Source organism: Megasphaera intestinihominis (assembly GCF_040096415.1).
GTDB lineage: Bacteria > Bacillota > Negativicutes > Veillonellales > Megasphaeraceae > Megasphaera > Megasphaera intestinihominis.
The window spans coordinates 1-20,868 of sequence record NZ_JBBMEU010000030.1 but is presented as its reverse complement, the minus strand read 5'-3'; the positions used below and the strand labels follow the sequence as shown (position 1 = coordinate 20,868).

The 20,868-nt window shown below is 54.5% G+C and carries 14 protein-coding genes; 4 read left to right on the top strand and 10 right to left on the bottom strand.

All coding sequences use genetic code 11. From position 1 onward, the window contains the following. Window positions 1-2: 2 nt before the first annotated feature. The 6 genes from WMO23_RS06325 to nifJ all read right to left on the bottom strand — a co-directional run bounded on the left by WMO23_RS06325 (window position 3) and on the right by nifJ (window position 11,007). On the bottom strand, window positions 3-638 hold the full coding sequence (locus WMO23_RS06325) for an MBL fold metallo-hydrolase (RefSeq protein ID WP_020310870.1): 636 nt from the start codon (window positions 636-638) through the stop codon (window positions 3-5). Window positions 639-653: 15 nt separating this feature from the next. Beyond that, on the bottom strand, window positions 654-1,103 hold the full coding sequence (dtd, locus tag WMO23_RS06320; RefSeq protein WP_020310871.1) for a D-aminoacyl-tRNA deacylase: 450 nt from the start codon (window positions 1,101-1,103) through the stop codon (window positions 654-656). Then, window positions 1,100-3,304 carry a RelA/SpoT family protein gene (locus WMO23_RS06315; RefSeq protein WP_020310872.1) on the bottom strand — a complete coding sequence of 735 codons (2,205 nt, stop codon included), beginning with the start codon at window positions 3,302-3,304 and terminating at the stop codon, window positions 1,100-1,102. The genes dtd and WMO23_RS06315 overlap by 4 nt, the downstream gene beginning before the upstream one ends. Before the next feature lie 14 nt (window positions 3,305-3,318). After that, a complete protein-coding gene (gene recJ / locus WMO23_RS06310; RefSeq protein ID WP_036243849.1) occupies window positions 3,319-5,295 on the bottom strand; it encodes a single-stranded-DNA-specific exonuclease RecJ in 1,977 nt (658 codons plus the stop codon). Between the two features lie 319 nt (window positions 5,296-5,614). Beyond that, entirely contained in the window at window positions 5,615-7,222 is a 1,608-nt protein-coding gene (locus WMO23_RS06305) for an EamA family transporter (RefSeq protein WP_020723961.1), read from the bottom strand. Window positions 7,223-7,491: 269 nt separating this feature from the next. Then, on the bottom strand, window positions 7,492-11,007 hold the full coding sequence (gene nifJ, locus WMO23_RS06300) for a pyruvate:ferredoxin (flavodoxin) oxidoreductase (RefSeq protein WP_296818597.1): 3,516 nt from the start codon (window positions 11,005-11,007) through the stop codon (window positions 7,492-7,494). 499 nt (window positions 11,008-11,506) lie between these two features. On the opposite strand from nifJ, the gene WMO23_RS06295 reads away from it, so the two are divergent. Next, window positions 11,507-12,418: a LysR family transcriptional regulator gene (locus tag WMO23_RS06295; RefSeq protein WP_014016983.1), complete on the top strand. Its 912-nt coding sequence runs from the start codon at window positions 11,507-11,509 to the stop codon at window positions 12,416-12,418. A 5-nt stretch (window positions 12,419-12,423) separates the two neighbouring features. Beyond that, the gene (locus WMO23_RS06290) at window positions 12,424-12,813 is read left to right on the top strand and encodes a hypothetical protein (RefSeq protein ID WP_020310876.1); all 390 of its coding nucleotides are present in this window, start codon (window positions 12,424-12,426) and stop codon (window positions 12,811-12,813) included. A 140-nt stretch (window positions 12,814-12,953) separates the two neighbouring features. Here the strand turns inward: WMO23_RS06290 and WMO23_RS06285 are convergent, their stop codons facing one another. The 3 genes from WMO23_RS06285 to WMO23_RS06275 are packed head-to-tail and all read right to left on the bottom strand — an operon-like array spanning window position 12,954 to window position 15,441. After that, a complete protein-coding gene (locus tag WMO23_RS06285) occupies window positions 12,954-13,640 on the bottom strand; it encodes an HAD family hydrolase (protein ID WP_020723962.1) in 687 nt (228 codons plus the stop codon). A 36-nt stretch (window positions 13,641-13,676) separates the two neighbouring features. Continuing rightward, a complete protein-coding gene (locus tag WMO23_RS06280) occupies window positions 13,677-14,873 on the bottom strand; it encodes an acetate/propionate family kinase (RefSeq protein WP_292281494.1) in 1,197 nt (398 codons plus the stop codon). A 31-nt stretch (window positions 14,874-14,904) separates the two neighbouring features. After that, window positions 14,905-15,441 carry a hypothetical protein gene (locus WMO23_RS06275; RefSeq protein WP_020310879.1) on the bottom strand — a complete coding sequence of 179 codons (537 nt, stop codon included), beginning with the start codon at window positions 15,439-15,441 and terminating at the stop codon, window positions 14,905-14,907. 258 nt (window positions 15,442-15,699) lie between these two features. Between WMO23_RS06275 and WMO23_RS06270 the strand changes: the two genes are divergently transcribed. Both WMO23_RS06270 and gltS read left to right on the top strand, forming a co-directional pair. Beyond that, window positions 15,700-16,908, top strand: coding sequence for a tRNA(Met) cytidine acetate ligase (locus WMO23_RS06270; RefSeq protein WP_020310880.1), 1,209 nt, complete (start codon window positions 15,700-15,702; stop codon window positions 16,906-16,908). A 114-nt stretch (window positions 16,909-17,022) separates the two neighbouring features. Then, window positions 17,023-18,285, top strand: a complete 1,263-nt coding sequence (gene gltS / locus WMO23_RS06265) for a sodium/glutamate symporter (protein ID WP_020310881.1) — start codon at window positions 17,023-17,025, stop codon at window positions 18,283-18,285. A gap of 348 nt (window positions 18,286-18,633) precedes the next feature. Here the strand turns inward: gltS and htpG are convergent, their stop codons facing one another. After that, complete coding sequence (gene htpG / locus WMO23_RS06260; protein ID WP_292262683.1) at window positions 18,634-20,583, bottom strand: molecular chaperone HtpG; 1,950 nt, start codon at window positions 20,581-20,583, stop codon at window positions 18,634-18,636. Window positions 20,584-20,868: the final 285 nt, after the last annotated feature.

Sequence of the window (20,868 nt, the reverse complement as noted above, 5' to 3'; positions counted from 1 at the left end):
GTTTACCAGCCTCCGTCCAGGAATGGATTGCCACGCCGTTCGTCGCCGATGGACGTAGCCGGGCCGTGGCCAGGCAGGACCAGCGTATTGTCAGGCAGGGTCATGAGTTTCGTTTCCAGGCTGTGGAGCAGCGTCTTCGACGAGCCGCCGTAGAGGTCGGTACGGCCGACGGAATAGCGGAACAGCGTGTCGCCGGAAAAGACGACGCCTTCACCGTACAGGCTGAGGCCGCCCGGCGTATGGCCCGGCGTTTCCAGGACTGTGAAGTGCAGATGCCCCAATGTCAGTTCATCGCCGTCCTTGACCAGGTGGTCTGCCGACGTACATTCGATGGCCTGGCCCATGAACAGGGACAGGTTATTGTGCGAATTGGAAATGAGGTCGGCATCGCCGGCGCCGACGTAGACCGGTACGTTCTTGCGCTGGCGCAGTTCCTGCAGGGCGCCGATGTGGTCAGCATGGCCATGGGTCAGGAAGATGAACTTCAGCGTCAGGCCATGGCTGGTCAGAGCCTTGTCGATGGCGGGATAATCCCAGGCCGGATCGACGACCATGGCTTCTTTCGTATCCGTGTCGTAGACGATATAACAATTGGTCATGATAGGACCGAGTTCCATACTGATATATTTCATGCTCATAAGTATACTTCCCCCTTAAAAGGTTTTCTGGCTGTCCAAGAGGATGGTCACAGGCCCGTCGTTTGCCAGGGATACGACCATATGGGTCCGGAAATGGCCTGTCGCCACGGTGACGCCGAAGGCGCGGACAGCGGCGACGAACTGCTCATATAATGCTTCGGCCTGTTCGGGCTTGGCCGCTTCGATATAGCTGGGACGGCGGCCGTGGCGGGCATCGCCGTACAGGGTGAACTGGGAAATGACCAGCATCTCCCCTCCCTCGTCGAGGAGGGAGTGATTGAGTTTGCCCTGGTCATCTTCAAAGATACGCAAGTGGACGATCTTGTCGGCCAGGTAGCGGACGTCAGCTTCCGTATCCTTGACGGAAACGCCGAGGAGGACCGTCAGGCCGTTGCCTGCCTGGCCGGTGAGGACGCCGTCCGAGGTCACAGAAGACGTCAGGGTCTTTTGTACGACAGCTCTCATGTCTGGCTCCCTCCCGTATAGCGTTCGACGGCGTAGACATCCTTCAGGCGGCGTATCTTGGTGGCCACGAATTCAAACTGGGCCAGGTCCTTGATGCTGATGCCCATGTGGATGGTGACGTTCTTGGTATCGCTGGTCTTGGCGTTGACGCTGAGGATGGAAATCTTCATTTCCGCCAGGGTGGCCATGATTTCGGCCATGATGCCCGTGCGGTCGTAGGCGACGATTTCCATGTTCACTTCAAAGCGTTCGTTGCCGTCGTAATCCCATTCGACGTCGATGAGGCGGTCTACGTCGTTCTGGCCGTGCGTGACGTTCGGGCAGTCCGCGCGGTGGACCGAGACGCCGCGGCCGCGGGTGATGAAGCCGATGATGGGATCGCCCGGTACAGGGCTGCAGCATTTGGCCAGGCGGACCAGCAGGCCCGGTTCGCCTTTGACCAGGATGCCCGTGCCGTTGTGCTTGACGGGTTTCTTGGTCTTGAGTTTTTCCAGGGCAGCCAGGCTGTTGGTCTTTTCTTCCTGCTTCTGCAAGTCTTTCTTGTGCAGTTCCAGGAGCTTGATGAGGACCGTATTGACGGCAAAGCCGCCGTAGCCGACAGCGGCGACCAGGTCGTCTTCGGAGCCGGCGTTCATCTGCTTGGCCACGCGGCCCAGGCGGCCGCCGACGTTGAGGGCTTTCCAGTCGTGGCCCAGGCGCTTACATTCCCGTTCCAGCGCATCCAGGCCCTTGGCGATGTTTTCTTCGCGGTTTTCCTTCTTGAACCAGCTGCGTATCTTCGAGCGGCTTTCCGAGCTGCCGACGATGTTCAGCCAGTCCAGGCTGGGCTTGCCGACTTTGGACGTAATGATTTCGACGATGTCGCCGTTCTTCAATTTATAGTCCAAAGGGACGATCTTGCCGTTGATCTTGGCGCCGACGCAACGGTGGCCGACGTCGGTGTGGATGCGGTAGGCAAAGTCGATGGGGATAGAACCCTGGGGCAGGTCGATGACGTCGCCCCGCGGCGAAAAAACGAAGACTTCGTCGGAAAAGGCGTCGAGCTTCAGGGCGTTGACGAATTCTTTCGGATTGCTCGTGTCCTGCCATTCCAGGAGGTTGCGCAGCCAGCCCATTTTTTCATCGAAAGCGTCCTTGTTGGCCGTCTGGTTGCCTTCTTTATAACGCCAATGGGCGGCGACGCCGTATTCGGCGATGCGGTGCATTTCCCAGGTGCGGATCTGGATTTCTACAGGCTGCCCTCTCGTCCCGATGACTGTCGTGTGCAGGGACTGGTAGTTATTGGGCTTAGGCATGGCGATGTAGTCCTTGAAGCGGTACGGCAGTGGCTTCCACAGGCTGTGGACGATACCCAGGACGCCGTAGCAGTCCTTGACGTCGTCGACGATGACGCGGATGGCGAAGAGGTCATAGACCTGGCTCAAGTCGCGGTTATCTTTCTTCATCTTTTTATAAATGCTGTAAAAATGCTTGGGCCGGCCGTTGATTTCGCAGTGGATGTGGGCTTCGTCGAGGGCCTTCTTGAGGACGTCGATGGCTTCGTTGACGATTTCTTCGCGGACGTGGCGCTTCTGCTTCATCTGGTCGACGAGGTCGTAGTACTTGTCCGGTTCGAGGTAGCGGAAGGACAAATCTTCCAGTTCCCACTTGATATTGAAAATCCCTAAGCGGTGTGCCAGGGGGGCAAAGATTTCCAGCGTTTCCTGGGCAATACGCTTCTGCTTGTCGCTGCGCATGTAGCGCAGGGTACGCATGTTGTGCAGGCGGTCGGCGAGCTTGATGACGACGACGCGCACGTCCTTGGCCATGGCCAGGAACATCTTGCGCATGCTGTTGAGCTGCTGGTCTTCTTTGGTACGGTAATTGAGGCGGCTCAACTTGGTGACGCCGTCGACGAGGAAGGCTACTTCCTTGCCGAACATCTTCTTGATATCTTCCAGTGTGTACGACGTATCTTCGACGACATCGTGGAGGAGCGACGCCGTAATGGTCGTCGTATCTATTTTCATATCTGCCAGTATCTGGGCGACGGCCAGGGGATGCAGGATATACGGTTCCCCGCTGACGCGGCGCTGGTCCTTGTGGGCCTCTTCGGCCAGGTTATAGGCTTTGGTCACGTCATCGCATTTGGCCTGGGGCAGATACGTATGTATCGTGTCGATGAGGTGTTTGAATTCGACATCTTTATCTTTAAATTCCATAATATGAAACCTCCTCACTCCTTGCAGTACAATTCATACGTCGGCGACGCATGAAGATCCATTTTCCCCGCAAGGATAGGAAAATAATAAGCTGGGCCGTCGTCATCATGGCGTATTTTGAGGACGCCGATTTCCCGGAGGACGACGATGGCAGCGTAAATGGTGTGGACATCATAACAGTCCCCCTGGTCCGCAGCCAGACGGCGGCGGACCTGCCAGACCGGCATGCCCCAGTCAGGGATGCATTTCTTGAGGGCCATGTAAATATCGACCATGACCGCCCGGTTGAGGACGATGTGGCGGCCTGGCAGGTGGACGTCCTGGATGACCAGCTGCGGCGACGACATGCCATTGAAGTCGTTCCGTTCGAGCTGGAAGGCCACGTCGATGACGTCGCCTTCGACGATGGCGTCGCACAGGCCCGCCTGGGACCAGGCGACACCGGAAAGGCGTGTCCTATCGGCGCCGCGGGCGACGAGGCGGACGTGCTGCTTTTCCCGGCCGATGGGACGGATTTCCTCTACCGTAGCCCCGCTCAGGGAAAAGACGGGCCGGCTGTTGCCCATGCCATAGGGCTCCAGGCGGGACAGCTCAACAATGAGGTCCAAGGTCACATCGGCCGGTTCCAATTGCTTGTCGATGTGGACCAAGGGGACGTAGTCGGCGGCCGTCATATGCGCTGCCGCATAGTCCAGCAGGCGCCGGCGCAGGGCTTCGATGTTCTCGGCCCTGACGGAAAAGCCCGCCGCCATGGTGTGGCCGCCGAACTGGATGAGCAAATCCTGGGCGTATTGCAGGGCTTCGTACATGTTGAAACCGCTGATACTGCGGCACGATCCCTTGCCGATGCCGTCGCGGACGGTGATGACCAGGGACGGCCGGTAATACGTCTCTACCAGGCGCGATGCGGCGATGCCGATGACGCCGACGTGCCAGCCCTCATGATAGGCGATGAGGACGCCGTCGCGGCCCCTCGCCTGCCCTTCGATCTGGGTGATGGCTTCCTGGGCAATGGTGTGCTCAATGTCCTGGCGCTCCGTGTTGAGGCGGCTCAGTTCGGCTGCATCGGCCGCCGCCTTGGCCGCATCGGTTTCCAGGAGCAGTTCGACACCCTTCGTCGCATGGCTGATGCGCCCGGCCGCATTGAGGCGCGGCGCCGCCGTAAAGGCGATACGGCCGGCCGTGATATCCTTCCCGCTGAGATTGGACGCATCGAGGAGGGCCTTGATGCCCGTCCGCTTCCCTTCTTTCATGGCCGCCAAGCCATGGCGGACGAGGATACGGTTCTCGCCAGTCAGGGGGACCAGGTCGGCAATGGTCCCCAAGGCCGCCAGGTCCGTATAGCCCGGCAGGTCTTCATGGCAGTGATGCTGCCACAGGGCCCGGCAGAGGACGTAGGCCACGCCGGCGCCGGCCAGCTCCTTAAAGGGATAGGGGCAGCCGGCCTGCTTGGGATTGAGGACGGCCAGGGCTGGCGGGATCTGTTCCGGCGGTTCGTGATGATCCGTAATGATCATATCCAGGACCGGCGAGAACTGCTGGACCAGGTCGTGTGACGAAATGCCGCAGTCGACGGTGATGAGCAGGTCGGCCTGCCGGCTCAGCTGCTCCAGGGCCCCTTCGTTGAGGCCATAGCCTTCGCTCTCCCGTTCGGGAATGTAGAACTGCGGCGATGCGCCGAGGTCGCGAAGGACGGAATAAACAAGAGACGTCGACGTAATGCCGTCGACGTCATAGTCACCGTAGATGACGATGCGCTGCTTTTCAGTTATCGCCTGCTCCAGCCTGATGACGGCATTCTCCATGCCTTTCATCAGGAAAGGATCGGCCATATCGGCCAAAGTATTGTGAAGAAAATGGTCCCCTGCCCGGACATCGGCGATGCCGCGATTGGCCAGTACCTGTGCCAAGACCGGGGATATATGTAATTGTGCGGACAAGGCCTCCATGAGCCCCTCGTCGGGACTGCCGAACTGCCATCGTTTCTCCATAGCTATCACGACACATTCTCAAGAATAATCACTATCAATAAATCAACTATTATTTTATCACTTTCTATTCTCAAAATAAAGGCTAAATCTATAGCTATTTGCCATTATTTGTTAATTTTGAGAAAGTTTAAAGTTTGTTTAAATATGGCAGGCGTAAAAAAAGCGCTGTCATATGAAGACAGCGCTTTTTCTGTAGGGGTCGCCACGTGGGCGACCCGTTTCGGTATCTGGGTGAATTCTCTACGGAGCCGGACGGGAAAATCCATACATATCCAGTTGCGGGCTTGCCACGTGCAAGCCCCTACTGCAAACTACAAAATCACGATTCGGCTACAGCCGGCGCGGAGACGGCGTTGTGGTCGGCAGCAGGGTTGATATCTTCTTTGGAGATAGTCAGGCGGTGCTGGGCAGCCTGCAGGATGAGGTCGGCTGTCTTGACGATGCCGTAGTCACTGGATTTGAGGCTCAAGTCGTAGTTGGCGCCGTAGCCCCAATAGGAATCGGTGCAGTACATGCAGTGGTCGCGCCGTTCGTGATTGACGTGGTTGCGGATCTTCCGCGCCTTGTCGGCATCGACGTGTTCGCGGAGCATGATGCGCTGGATGGCCCAATCCGGGTCGGACGAAACGAAGACATTGAAGGTATTCGGCCGTTTGCGCAGGATGTAGTTGGCCAGGCGGCCGACGATGACGCACGACTTCCCTTCTGTCAGAGCCTGGATGACTTCGGATTCATCGCGGAACATTTCCTGCTGCTTCGATTCATAGCCCGACGCGTAGTGGATATAATCGTCATAGACCTTGGTCAGCAAGGGGCCGAGCATGCGCTTGCGGTCTTTACACCAGGCGGCGAAGGTCTGCGGATGTTCTTTACGGGTCAGGTTGAGGATTTCCGTATCGTAATAAGGGATGCCGAGCTTACGGGCGACGAGCTTGCCGATGTTGCGGCCGCCGCTGCCGTATTCACGGGAAATGGTAATGACCAAGGGACTTTCTGTATCTTCCTTGATCCAGGCCGGATGATTTTCGCGGCCTTCGATTTCACCGATAGCATGGTGACGGAAGAGCAGGTGTTCAATCGGCCCTGCCATCGTGCAGCCCAGGAGGATCAGGGCCAGGCCGACGACGGCATTGACCGTAATCGGTTCCGACAAGATGATGGCCGACAAGATCAAGGCGATGATCGGCTTGATGAAGAAGGCAAAGGATGCATTGGACGGACCTGTCAGTTCGATGGCCTTCATGAAGCACAGATAGCCGAAGCCCGTGACGACTAAGGAACAGTAAATAAGGGGCCATACGGTCTGGGAATCAATACCGGCCACGATGGGGTCGCCGTGGAACAAGAGGATGAAAAACAGGAAGACGCAGCCGATGAGGAAGCTGAAGGCGTTTTCTACGTTGCCGCCCAGTTTTTCAATACGGAGTTTACCCAGCGCCGTATAAAGGGCAAAGGAAACGGCAGCTGCCAGCGATACGAGCAGGCCGATATTGCCGCTGCGGATAATGGCCATGGGATTGGCGACAATGACCAGGCCGATGATACTCAAGACCAAGGTAATGGCCTTCTTGCGGGTAAAGGCTTCGTGAATGATGAAATACGAAAAAATCATGACAAAAATCGGGGTACTGGAGAAAACGATAGCTGCCAGGCCGGCATTGGCCATGTTGACCCCGATCTGGAAGAGGATCATGCTGAAGCAGATGTTAATCAGCCCGAGGACAGCCAAATAGCCCCAATCAGAACGATCGAGGTGGATGCTGCGCTTCTTCAAATCGCGGACAGCCAGCGGCATGAGCAGCAGCCCGCCGACGAGGAACCGAAGGAAAGTCAGCTGGAAAGGCGTGAACGCCGTTCCGGCAATCTTCAAGGAAATTTCCATCGTACCAAAGGCTATGGCTGTCAAAACAATACATAATGTACCCATTTTAGATGACATACAGAAAGACCCCTTTCAAAATGGTTATAAAAACACGCTTTATTATATACCTATTGAGAAAGGATAGCAATAAAAAAGGAGCTGTCGCAGTGCAACAGTTCCTTTTTGAGTATGAAGTTTGCAGTTTTTAGTTTTTAGTGAAGGTTTTTTAATTTAAAGCCCTCTTCTACAAACTACAAAAAGAAAAGACCCCGCATGAGGGTCGAAACCTTCATGCGGGGCCTTTCTTCTATTCTCATGCAGCGAGTGCAATCAAATTAGTCTTCAAAACCCTTCTGTAAACGTACATAGGATTCGCGACGAGCTTTTGCGTCTGCTTCTGTCTTAGCATAGAGAGCGTCTGCTTCTTCCGGGAAGCCTTTCTTAAGGGAAGCATAACGAACTTCACCCTGTAAGAATTCCTGGAATTTGCTGTAATCCGGTTCTTTGGAGTCGAGGCTGAACGGATTCTTGCCCTGAGCTTTGAGATCCGGGTTGTAGCGGAAGAGATCCCAGTAACCGCATTCGACAGCGAGTTTTTCTTCGAGCTGGCTCTTGCCCATGCCTTTACGGATGCCGTGGTTAATGCAAGGAGCGTAGCAGATAACCAGGGACGGGCCATGGTAAGCTTCAGCTTCAGTCATGGCTTTCATGAGCTGGTTCTTATCAGCACCCATAGCTACCTGAGCTACATAGACATAGCCATAGGAGATAGCCATCATGCCGAGGTCCTTCTTCTTCGTGCGTTTGCCGGCAGCAGCGAACTGAGCGATAGCTGCAGTCGGGGTAGCTTTAGAGGACTGACCGCCAGTGTTGGAGTAAACTTCGGTATCGAGGACGAGGACGTTGACGTCGTGGTCGGAAGCGAGGACGTGGTCAACACCGCCGTAACCGATATCGTAGGACCAGCCGTCACCACCGATGATCCACTGGCTACGTTTAACGAAGAACTGTTTCTTAGCGAGGAAGTCTTCGAGAACCGGTTTGCCAGCAGCTTCTTTTTCGAGGAGAGCTGTCAGTTTGTCAGCGCGTTCACGAGAGCCTTCGCCTTCGTTCAGGTTAGCAGCCCAGTCGCTGAGTGCAGCCTGGAGTTCCGGAGAAGCAACGGCTTTAGCAGCGTCGAGGTTTTCAGCCAAGTCTTTGCGGACTTTGTCTACGCCGAGGAACATGCCGAGACCAAATTCAGCAGCATCTTCGAAGAGGCTGTTTGCCCAAGCCGGGCCATGGCCAGCAGCGTTCATGGTGTACGGGGAAACCGGAGCGGATGCACCCCAAATGGAGGAGCAGCCAGTAGCGTTAGCAATCATCATGCGATCGCCGAAGAGCTGCGTGATGAGTTTGACATACGGTGTTTCACCGCAGCCTGCGCATGCGCCGGAGAATTCGAGGAGCGGAGTTTCGAACTGAGAACCGATGACGGTCTTCTTGTTCTGCGGGTTAGCTTTCGGAGCAACCGTTTCCGTACCATAGTACCAGAGATCCATCTTCTGACGTTCTTCGTCGGTGTTCGGAACCATGGTGAGAGCCTGAACCGGGCAAACGTTTACGCAGGAACCGCATTCGAGGCAGTCGAGCTGGTCAACGATGATGGCGAGATCATATTCTTTGCCGGATTTAGCTTTCGGAGCTACTTTGTAGCCTGCCGGAGCAGCAGCCGTTTCTTCTTTCGTCGTCAAGACCGGACGGATAGTAGCGTGCGGGCAGACGAAGGAGCACTGCAAGCAGCCGATACATTTTTCAGCATCCCAGGAAGGAACGTGGAGAGCCGGGCCTGCTTTTTCGAATTTAGCAGTACCGGAAGGCATGGTGCCATCTTCGCGGCCAGCAAATGCGGAAACCGAGAGATCGTCGCCAACCTGTTCGAGCATCGGTTTTGCAACTTCCGTGAAGTACTTCGGAGCCGGACGGCCTTCGACGACTTCGTCTTTAGCGTCAGCCCAGGAAGCCGGATAGTTAACTTCATGGAATTCTTTGATACCAGCATCAACAGCGCCGTTGTTCATGTCAACGACTTTCTGGCCTTTCTTGCCATAGCTCTTGACGATGGAGTCTTTCAAGTATTTAACAGCGTCATCGATAGGAATGATCTTAGCGAGTGCGAAGAATGCAGCCTGCATGACCATGTTGATACGAGTGCCGAGGCCGAGTCTCCGGCCGATAGCGTCACCGTTCAAGGTGTAGAATTTAACATGGTTCTTAGCGATAGCGCGTTTGATGCGAGCCGGAAGTTCTTTTTCCAGTTCTTCGTCGGTCCAGGTGCAGTTCAGCATGAATGTGCCGCCTTCTTTGATACCGCGGAGGATGTCAAAGCGTTTTACATAGGACTGACGATGGCAAGCGATGTAGTCAGCTGCGTCGATGAGGTACGGCATATCGATCGGGCGAGTACCGAAACGCAGGTGAGAAATAGTTACGCCGCCGGATTTCTTGGAGTCATAAGCGAAGTATGCCTGAGCATACATGTCGGTGTGGTCACCGATGATCTTGATAGCGGATTTGTTAGCGCCGACAGTACCATCAGAACCGAAGCCCCAGAATTTGCAGGACGTAAGGCCAGTCGTGTCAACCGGCATTTTCGGTTCGCGCGGAAGGCTGAGGTTGGTAACGTCGTCGTTGATAGCCAGCGTGAAGCCGTTGAGCGGATGTTCTTTCTTGAGTTCTTTGAAGACAGCGAGGAAGTCTTCCGGAAGAACGTCTTTGGAGCCCATACCTGTACGGCCGCCGATAACGTCGATGTTGAGGTTTTCTTCAGTTACGAAGCCAACGATATCGAGGTAGAGAGGTTCGCCGAGGGAGCCCGGTTCTTTCGTACGGTCGATGACAGCGATCTTCTTAACAGTTTTCGGAAGAACGTTGAGGAGGTATTTGTTGGAGAACGGACGATAGAGGTGAACGTTGATGGCACCGACTTTTTCGCCCTGGCTCTGCAAGTATTCGACAGTCTGTTTAGCGACGTCGGAGAGAGAACCCATGGATACGACAACGTATTCAGCATCAGGAGCACCGTAGTAGTTGAACGGTTTGTACGTACGGCCAGTGATTTCAGAAATCTTGTCCATGTAGCCAGCTACGATATCCGGCATAGCATCATAGAATTTGTTGGAAGCTTCTGTGTGCTGGAAGTATACGTCCGGGTTTTCTGCAGTGCCGCGGATTTCCGGATGATCCGGGTTGAGGGCACGTTTGCGGAATGCTTCGATAGCGTCCCAGTCAACGAGTTTCTTGAAGTTTTCGAAGTCCATGACTTCAACTTTCTGGATTTCGTGAGAAGTACGGAAACCATCGAAGAAGTTGATGAACGGCAGGGAACCTTTAATTGCTGCCAAATGAGCGACACCACCGAGATCCATGACTTCCTGAACATTGGATTCAGCCAAGAGACAGCAGCCTGTTGCACGAGCAGACATAACGTCCTGATGGTCACCGAAGATGTTCAGTGCATGGTTAGCCAAAGCACGAGCAGCTACGTGGAATACGCCCGGGAGAAGTTCACCGGCAACTTTGTACATGTTCGGGATCATGAGGAGGAAGCCCTGAGATGCCGTGTACGTAGTTGTCAAAGCACCAGCCTGTAAAGAACCGTGGAATGCGCCAGCTGCGCCAGCTTCGGACTGCATTTCAACAACGTTGACTTTGTGGCCGAAGATGTTTTTCATGCCAGCGGCTGCCCAATCATCGACATGTTCTGCCATAGGAGAAGACGGCGTGATCGGATAAATTGCGGCAACTTCAGTAAATGCATAGGACACCCATCCAGCTGCTTCGTTACCATCCATGGTTTTAAATTTGCTCATAGATAAAACACGCTCCTTAGATAAAAGTATACTTTCAATATGGAAAAACCATACTGATAGGCTTAAGAAAGCTATAAAGACGTCCTGTTGCATCCTCATACGGACGGCATACGGACGGCGCGGACCCTCACCCAGGTTCCATGGATGACTTCTGTTCACGTATCGTCCATACACGTCCCTATCTTGAAAAAAATGCAATGAAAAGCGGGAAGGTTCAATAATATTCAAAAAAGGTGTTGCTAATATTCTTAATCTGTAATACTATTATAGTGATATTACAGATTTGCACACCAACATGCCTTTTGAAGCTTGCTGCCCATCACAAACCGAACGACTTTGTAACTTTTTCTTACAAGTTAATTATATGCCTAAGTAATGCTAAATTCAATAGGAATGTGATGCTAGTTTATGCATCGTTCAGTGCTATTTTGTAAACGTATACCAATCGAGTGTATATTAAAGTGCCGATTCGGTGTACACCATTAGTGGAGGTGTTAGTATGGATTTTCATCATCTTAAATACTTTGTCGAAGTAGCCGACAAGAAATCATTCAGCAAAGCCGCGCGGACGCTGCACATTTCCCAGTCCGCCATCAGCCGCACCATCAAGGCCCTGGAAGAAGAACTGGGCGTCGTCCTCTTCATGCGCAACGCCAAGGCCGTCGAACTCACCGATGCCGGCACGATTTTCCTCTCCCACGCCAAGCGCGTCGTCTTCATGTTCGAACACTTGAAGACGGACTTTGAAAACGAATTCAAGCTGGAACAAGGGACGGTCCTCATCGGCCTGCCGCCAATCACGGGCGCACCGATCTTCGCCAACCTCCTGGGGGCGTTCAAGCAGGAATACCCGCAGATCGAACTGGACCTCTACGAACACGGCTCGAAGAAAGTCGAAATCAGCGTCCAGGAAGGCCTCATCGACCTGGGCATCGTCTGCACGCAGCCGAAGGAAAAGGACTTTGAATCGTTCTTCCTGACCCAGGACCCGATGAACGTCATCATCCACCGGGACAACATCCTGTCCAAGGAAAAGACGATTCCCCTCAAGAAGCTGGCCAATGAATCGCTGGTCCTCTACCGCGACGACTTCAACCTGCACGACGAAATCATCCAGCACTGTAAGAAAATCGGTTTCCAGCCGAAGATCGTCTTCGAAACGAGCCAGCGGGACCTCATGATCCAGACCGTCGTCGCCAACCTGGGCGTCGCCCTCCTGCCGAGCCGCCTGTGCCCGACGAAGGAAACGAACCCCCGCGTATCGGAATCGGTCGTCGTCCGTCCCCTGGTAGAACCGGAAATCATGCACGTCCTCTACGTCATCTGGAAACGGGGCCACTACCTCTCCCATGCCGCCCAGTTGTGGCTCGACTTCGTCCGCAATAAGGCCCGCGTCATTTCCAACTTATAAGGCTTATGGACAGACACAAGTTCCCTCCTGACCTGACGGGGATCCGCCAAAAGGAGCAGCACGGCCGGGCGGCCCTCTCCCGCCTGCGCCGCCGCTTCTGCCAGGCCTGGCACGGTCTGCCAAAGGCCCAGAAATGCGTCGTCATCGTCGCCCTGCTGGAATTCTTCTGGATCGCCGCCTTGCAGTTCCAGGTCTATGAACTGGCGGACACCGTATCCACCCAGCGCGTTCGCATGGCACAGCTGGAAAAGCAGGCCAAGAAACAAAATAATATGTTATATTCCGCCTCGCAGACACTGGACGATATCGAAAAGAAATGGCACCGCCTCAATTTCCGCGTCCTCGAAAACACCTGGCGCATCGAAGAACCGGAAAAAGACCCGGACGCTTTATAGTTTGGAGTTTGCAGTTTGTAGCCGGTGGTTTTAATTTTTTCAGCCATTCACTGCAAACTAAAAACTTAAAACTCAAAAAATAGGCTGTCACATTAATGCATGTTTTGCTTAATGTGACAGCCTATTTTTTACACTTTTCTTTAATTTTCGATGATTTTCAGGAAGGCTTCCGGTTCCGGCAGGGACCGCAGTATCTTCCAGGGCGCGCACTGGGCCAGTTCCTCATAGGAATAGCGGCCTGTAGCCACGCTGATCGTGCGGGCGCCGATGGCTTTGCCGCACTGAATGTCGTAAGGCGTGTCGCCGATGACATAAGCCATCTCGATGGCATCGCCCCAGGCTTCCTTGGCGATGGCCAGGGCATTGCGGGCCAGATCATCGCGATAGTAATAATTGAAGGCGAACCCAGAATGAGAGAAATCGAAGTACTGGGACAGGCCGAAGACGTCCATCTTCATGCGGGCGCCGATGGCGCTGTTGCCGGTCAGGAGGAGCTGCCTGTAATCCTTTCGCTGTTGGAAGAAAGCCAGGTTCTCTTCTACGTGGGGCAGGACGACGCCTTCTTCGGCCTTGCGCTTCAGCCATTTCAGGAGCTTCTTTTCATAGCCCCGGCAAAAGGCATGGACTTCATCGTCTGTCGGCATGATGCCTGTGGCTTTATACAAGAGCTGCTGGCAGATGAAATTATCCGTCCGGCCGCCGGCGGCGATCTTCGGCACGGGCACGTCGGCGCCCTTGAGGTCGTGGAAGACTTCTTCAATGGCGTACAGACCGGCCCGGCCCGTATTCAATAAGGTTCCGTCAATGTCCCAGTATAGTAATTTCACAGTATTCACTCCATCTTCGGGCACGCACTTTGGTCATTACTGTTTGGATACGATGTCCTTCGTATCGCGGGCGATCATGATTTCTTCGTTCGTCGGGATGACGTACATCTTGACCGTCGAATCATCCGTGCTGATGAGGGCATCTTTGCCGCGGACGTTGTTGCGCTGCGGGTCGAGTTTCGCACCGAGGTATTCCAGGCCTTCAGCGATGGCTGCACGGTCTTCGATGCCGTTTTCGCCGACGCCAGCCGTAAAGGTGATGACGTCTACGCCGCCCATGGCAGCTGCGAAAGCGCCGATTTCCTTGCGGACCTGATAGTGGAACATGTCGAGGGCGAGCCGAGCGCGTTCGTTGCCTTCAGCAGCAGCCTGGCCGAGGTCGCGGAAGTCGCTGGAAACGCCGGAAATGCCGAGGACGCCGGATTTCTTATTCATGAGCGTATCCATTTCTTTCGTCGAAAGGTTGTGGTTGTCCATGACGTTGAGGACGATAGCCGGGTCGATATCGCCGCAGCGGGTGCCCATGAGGACGCCGGCGAGCGGTGTGAAGCCCATGGTCGTGTCGACGCATTTGCCATATTTGATGGCAGCCAGGGAAGAACCGTTGCCGAGGTGGCAGTTGATGATGCGCAGTTTTTCAACGGGTACGCCCATGACTTTAGCGACTTCGCCAGCTACATAGCGATGGCTCGTGCCGTGGAAGCCATAACGGCGGATGTGGTCTTCTTTGTAGAGTTCATACGGGAGGCCATACATGAAGGCTTTCGCCGGCATGGTCTGATGGAAAGCCGTATCGAAGACGCCGACCTGAGGAACGCCGGGCATGATGGCTTTGCAGGCGTTGATGCCGATGATGTTAGGCGGATTGTGGAGCGGAGCCATAGCCGAGCATTTTTCCAAGGCTTTCATGACTTCATCCGTAATGAGCGTGGAAGCAGCGAATTCTTCGCCGCCATGGACGACGCGGTGGCCGACAGCGTCGATGGCATCCATGGATTTGATGACGCCGCATTCAGCGTCGGTGAGGATGTCGAGGACGAGTTTGACAGCGACTTGGTGATCCGGGATGGACTGTTTGATTTCTTTCTTCTGGCCATTCCATTTGTGGGTCAGCTGCGAATCGGGAAGGCCGATTTTTTCGACCAAACCTTTTGCCATTACTTCTTCATTGTCCATGTTGATGAGCTGGTACTTCAAGGACGAGCTGCCGCAGTTTACAACCAATACGATCATGAAAATTTACCCTCTTTCATTTGTCTTAGAATTATTTGAGCTGGCCAAATACGTGGTCAACTACTTCTTTAGCCAGGGCATCGCCGTCTTTGTACATGTACATGACGTGCCATATCTGGCCATTATCTTCAAAGAAGAGACTCCGCACGATGAGTTTGGCCGGCTGGCCGTTGAGCGGTTCCGTATAGGAAGCGTCGACAACGGTGGTCTTGCGGCCGCTTTCTTCCGCGTCGGTGACCTTCGTTTGCAGATCAGAAACATCCGGTGTCTGTTTCAGCATGGCAACATATTCTTCTGCCATGGCTACAGGCGTCGTTTCGCCAGCCGTTTCGGAAACAGCGACGACATTGATGTGCTTATCGTTGTTGATGTACATCATGCCTTCCCCATTCTGGCGGCTTACATGGGCCAGGTCGAACGGTGTCATGACATAGACTTCCGAATTCCCGGCTTTGAGCTGGACATACCCGAAGCTGTATTCTTCGAGCATCGTCATGTTGCCGCATCCGGACAACAATACGACAGCTGCGGTCATGGCCGCAACTGCTAATAATTTCAATCCTTTCATGCAATCACCTATTTATGCTTTCTACAGACTAGGTTCATTATAGCATAAAAGATTTATAGCGTCACCTAAAAAAAAGCGACGAATTGCAAATACTTTCGCCTCTCCCTTGGCAGGAATGAGTATACACCATTGACGTTTCCCGGCCTGCCCCGTATACTTATAACCATTAGCACGATTTTATTTAAAACATATAATATAATTCTCATCAGGCTATACTTTTTCGAGATTTTGTGAAATTCTGAACATATAGGAGGCTCTATGGAATCCCTTGCCATCATCGCCGAATTCAACCCGTTCCACACGGGTCACGCCCGTTTAATCCGCCAAGTCCGCCAGGCAGCCGGCCCGGAGGCGGCCATCGTCATCATCATGAGCGGCGCCTTCGTCCAGCGCGGCGAACCGGCTTTTTTCGATAAATGGCACCGCGCGGCCTGGGCCATCGACGGCGGTGCCGATGTGGTCATCGAACTCCCTGCCGTCTATGCCCTGTCCAGCGCGGCCGGTTTCGCTCAAGGCGGCGTCACCTTAGCCGCCCGCCTGGGCTGCCAGGCCCTGGCCTGCGGCGTCGAAGGCGGAACGGCGGCTGACTTTCTCTCCCTGGCCCGCCGCTCCGAGGGACTGACAGCCTGCCTGAAGGCAGCAAAAAAATCCTCAGCCGGACAGCAGCTGACTGACGCACTCATGGCCGCGGCCCCTGACGAAGCCCGGCTGCTGCAGCAGCCCAATGCCCTGCTGGCCTTTGAATATGCCCGGGCCATGTTGAAACAGGAACAGCCCTTGACCTTTCTTCCCCTGCCCCGCCAGGGCCGACACGGCGATACCGGCCTCGGTGCCGCCTTTGCCAGCGCCTCGGCCCTGCGCCAGGCCATGCGCTGCAGCGGGACAGCCGCCGCCTGTCGGCCTTATCTCACAGCGGCCAGCCTGGCAGGTGCCGAAGACCAGCTGGCCCAGGGCGCCTTCACTGATTACGGCCGCTACGGCGATTTCGTCGCCAGCCATAACCGCCTGCTGACACCGGACCAGCTGCGCAGTCTGCCGGCCTTTACGGAAGGATTGGAAAACCGCTGGCACCGCGCTTTCATGGAAAGCGGCAGTTACGACCAGGCCCTCAGGAGCATCAAGACGCGGCGCTATGCCTACAGCCGCCTCTGCCGCATGGGCGCCTATACGCTCTTGCAGCCCTCGCGGGACCTCATGGACTGCTCCTATGAGGCAGGTCCGCAATATGCCCGCCTCCTGGCCCTCAACAGCCGCGGTGCAGCTTTCCTGAAAGGGGCCAAGGGCCAGCTCCCGGTGGTCACCAAAGTGCGTTCCGACGCTCCCGGCCTCTCTCCCCTGGGACAGGAACAGCTGAAGCTGGACCTCAAGGCCAGCGACATCCAGTTCTTTTGTTTTTCTAAAGAGAGCCAGCGAAAAGGCCGTCAAGATTATTATCATTCACCATTTTTTCTGTCTATTAAAAAATAATATCCCATATATGCTTAAAAAATCAAAACATTTTCTCATGTTTACAATTGTTTTACAGCCTAAAATCTGTTATGATATGTATTGTATTTTTAAAATTATAAGGAGGTTTTCCGTGTGTCTTTAAATCTTAATATTTATCAGACCCTGGCTGCGGCCATCGTCGTCTACTACGTTGGCGTCTTCCTGCGCGTCAAGATCAGCGTCCTTCGTAAGTACTGTATCCCGGCGCCCGTCGTCGGCGGTATCTTATTTGCTATCATCAATTGCATCTTATATACGCAGGGCATCTGGAAATACGAACAGGATACGATCATGCAGAACATCTGCATGATGCTCTTCTTCACCAGCGTCGGCTATACGGCCAGCATCAGCCTCATCAAGCGCGGCGGCGTCATGGTCCTGAAAATGGCCATTGTCACGACGGTCCTGATCATCTGCCAGAACATCATCGGCTCCGGCCTGGCTATGGCCTTTAACCTGAGCCCGCTCCTGGGCCTGGCAACGGGTTCCATCCCCATGGTCGGCGGCCACGGTACGGCAGCGGCTTTCGGCCCGCTCCTGGAAAGCATCGGCCTCGACGGCGGCGTGACCATTGCCGTCGCAGCAGCTACGTTCGGCCTCGTCGCCGGCGGCGTCATCGGCGGCCCGATTGGCGAAGAACTGGTCCACAAATTCCACCTCGTCAGCTCGGCCGAATCGGAACGCTTCGACCCGTCCTTCAATGCCGGCACCGTTTCGACGCTCAAAGCCGTCGCCGGCAATAAAGAACGCGCCGAAAACGCCATTAAGATTGAAAATAAAATCGGCCAGACCATCGACAACTACCGTTTCATGAACGCCATGGCCCACCTCTTCCTGGCCATGGGCCTGGGCACTCTGGTCAGCGGCTTCTTCAGCAGCATCGGCCTGGTCTTCCCGGGCTATATCGGCTCCATGATCGTCGCCGCCATCATCCGCAACATCGCCGACTTCACGCACGCCTATAAAATCTATCAGCGCGAAAGCGAAGTCCTGGGCAACCTGAGCCTGACCGTCTTTTTGACCTGCGTCCTCATGAGCCTCAAGCTCTGGCAGCTCGCCGACCTGGCCATCCCCCTGGTCGTCATGCTCCTCAGCCAGGCCCTGTTCATGGCCATCTTCGCTTACTTCATCGTCTTCCGCGCCATGGGCAAGGACTACGAAGCAGCCGTCATGACCAGCGGCGTCTGCGGCTTCGGCCTCGGCGCTACGCCGAACGCCATCGCCAACATGACAGCCATGACCGAACTCTTCGGCCCGGCACCGACGGCCTTCTTCGTCATCCCCCTCATCGGCTCGCTCATCATCGACCCAGTCAACGCATCGATCATCACCGTGTTCATCAACATATTCCACTAGGGGTTAGGGGTTAGCGGTTAGCAGTTTGTGGCTCGTGGCTCGCGGCCCCTATGGCAGCCCGGCTCTCCTGCTAGGAGAGCTGTCAGCGCAGCTGACTGAGAGGTTAATCGATGATTTGCCGCCTACGAACTGCAGTATCAGTTTGCGGAATTCCCACAAGCGGGCCGCCCAGCCACAGCTGTCCTTTCCAGCAACCGTCCTGCGCCTCCCGTTGGTTGGCACCTGACGGGCTGGAAAGGCTTGGGACGGCCCCTACGGCAAAAGGTCCTGTCGTCTAACGACAGGACCTTTTGCTGGAGGAACGTCCCTTCCGGTCACACACCGGGAGGGGCTTTTCTGTATGGAATTTTATTTTGCCATCAGGCTGGCTACTTTATTGGCAAAGGCGACGGGGTCGTCGGGCATGATGCCTTCCAGGAGCAGAGCCTGATCGTAGAGCAGATTGCAGTAGTCCTTGAAGGATTGGCTGTCTTTGCCCTGGTCGTGGACGGCCGTCAGTTTGCTGAACAGTTCATGCTGCGGGTTGATTTCCAGGATGCGGCGGGCCTTGAGCATGGGGTTGTTGGCAGCGGCAAAGGCCTGTTCCATGGCCAGCGACGGGCCGGCAGCGTCGGCGACGAGGCAGACGGCACCGCTCTTCAAGCGGTTGGACAAGCGGACATCGGCGACTTTATCGCCCAGGAATTCTTTCATGTCCTTCAAGAGGCCTTCATTATCCTTGGCCAGTTCTTCGTTCTTCTTCTTTTCTTCCTTGAAGGCGTCGTCTTCCAGGTCCAGGTCGCCGCGGCTGATGGAGTGGAAGCGGTGGCCTTCGTATTCGCCGATGGCTTCGACGGCGAATTCATCGACCGGGTCGGTCATGTAGAGGACTTCGATGCCGCGGTCGCGGAGCATTTCCATCTGCGGCAGGCCTTCGATGGCTTCTTTATCCTTGCCCGTTGCGTAGTAGATCTTCTGCTGGCCGTCTTTCATGCGGTCGACGTATTCTTTGATGGTGCACAGTTTGCCATCTTTCGATGACATGAAGAGCAGCAGGTCCTTCAATTTTTCGACGTTGTTTTCACCGGTCATCATACCGCTGTAAACGCCGATTTTCAGGGATTTGCCGTATTCAGCCCAGAATTTTTCGTATTTTTCACGGTCCTTTTCCAGGTTGCGTTTCAACGTCTTGAGGATGGTCTTTTCCAGGTTACGGCCGATGAGGCTCAATTCGCGGCTCTTCTGCAACAGTTCACGGGAAATGTTCAACGACAGGTCCGGCGAATCGACGAGGCCTTTGACGAAGCGCAGGTAATCCGGCAGGAGGTCCTTGCATTTATCCATGATGAAGACGTGGCGCGAATAGAGCTGGATGCCCGGTTCGTAGTCGGCATAGTAGAGGTTGAACGGAGCCTTGCCAGGGATGAAGAGCAGTGCCGTGTAATCGACGGCCCCTTCGACGCGGTTGTGGAAGATTTCCATCGGTTCTTCCCATTCGTAGAACTGATGCTGGAAGAATTCCTTATATTCTTCCGGTTTGATGTCCGATTTATTGCGCGTCCACAAAGGCTGCATGGAGTTCAGCGTCCGCGTTTCCGTATGTTCTTCTTCCGGTGCGTCTTCGATGACCTTGCCGTCGGCGTCTTTCGGTTTTTCCTTGGTCGTGAAGTCCATGGTGATCGGGTAGCGGATATAGTCGGAATACTTCTTGACCAGGCTCTGGAGGGTCATCTTGTCGGTATAGTTTTCTTCACTGTCGTCGCCGTAGAAGTCCTTGCCCAGGCTGAGGATGATCGTCGTGCCGTGTTTCGGTTTCTGACATTCTTCCAGGCTGTATTCACCGTCGCCAGTGGATTCCCATTTATAAGCCTGTTCTTCGCCGGCCTTGCGGGTGACGACCGTGACTTTATCGGCGACCATGAAGGCCGAATAGAAACCGACACCGAACTGACCGATGAGATCCTTATCCGTGCTGTCGGCATCCTGGGATTCTTTCAATTTTTCCAGGAATGCCTTGGTGCCGGACTGGGCGATAGTACCGAGGTTTTCCATCAAATCCTGTTTATTCATGCCCAGGCCGTTATCGGAGATCGTCAACGTGTGGGCATCGGCATCAGGCGTCAAATGGATTTCAAAGGCCGTATCGCCTTCGAGGAGATCGCCATTGGTCAGGGACTGGTAATGCAGCTTGTCGATGGCATCGGATGCATTGGAAATCAGTTCGCGAAGGAAGATTTCGTGGTTCGTATAAATAGAATGGACCATCAAGTCCAGTAATTGTTTCGTTTCAGCTTGAAATTCATGGGTTTCTTTTGCCATATTCAAACACTCCTTTGTACGATTCTGCCGTAGTGGCGGATACCTTCAGGTACCCTTACACCAATATCATACAGCAAAAAGTCAAATAGTCAAGTATTTTTTAAGAATTTGACCTTTATCGTGCATCCAGTATGCAATTTGAAATAGTGTACCAGATTGTATTATACTATATTTAGTACGTTAGTATGATTAAAAGAGATAGGTGTTCGCAGACCGCAGAGGCTGTCCTGCCAAGGCGGCCCGGCTCTCCTGCTAGGAGAGCTGTCAGCACAGCTGACTGAGAGG

Bases quoted from the DNA above. Each gene is read 5' to 3' on its own strand.
- WMO23_RS06325 (WP_020310870.1), bottom strand. From the start codon at position 638: ATGAGCATGAAATATATCAGTATGGAACTCGGTCCTATCATGACCAAT.
- dtd (WP_020310871.1), bottom strand. From the start codon at position 1,103: ATGAGAGCTGTCGTACAAAAGACCCTGACGTCTTCTGTGACCTCGGAC.
- WMO23_RS06315 (WP_020310872.1), bottom strand. From the start codon at position 3,304: ATGGAATTTAAAGATAAAGATGTCGAATTCAAACACCTCATCGACACG.
- recJ (WP_036243849.1), bottom strand. From the start codon at position 5,295: ATGGAGAAACGATGGCAGTTCGGCAGTCCCGACGAGGGGCTCATGGAG.
- WMO23_RS06305 (WP_020723961.1), bottom strand. From the start codon at position 7,222: ATGGGTACATTATGTATTGTTTTGACAGCCATAGCCTTTGGTACGATG.
- nifJ (WP_296818597.1), bottom strand. From the start codon at position 11,007: ATGAGCAAATTTAAAACCATGGATGGTAACGAAGCAGCTGGATGGGTG.
- WMO23_RS06295 (WP_014016983.1), top strand. From the start codon at position 11,507: ATGGATTTTCATCATCTTAAATACTTTGTCGAAGTAGCCGACAAGAAA.
- WMO23_RS06290 (WP_020310876.1), top strand. From the start codon at position 12,424: ATGGACAGACACAAGTTCCCTCCTGACCTGACGGGGATCCGCCAAAAG.
- WMO23_RS06280 (WP_292281494.1), bottom strand. From the start codon at position 14,873: ATGATCGTATTGGTTGTAAACTGCGGCAGCTCGTCCTTGAAGTACCAG.
- WMO23_RS06275 (WP_020310879.1), bottom strand. From the start codon at position 15,441: ATGAAAGGATTGAAATTATTAGCAGTTGCGGCCATGACCGCAGCTGTC.
- WMO23_RS06270 (WP_020310880.1), top strand. From the start codon at position 15,700: ATGGAATCCCTTGCCATCATCGCCGAATTCAACCCGTTCCACACGGGT.
- htpG (WP_292262683.1), bottom strand. From the start codon at position 20,583: ATGGCAAAAGAAACCCATGAATTTCAAGCTGAAACGAAACAATTACTG.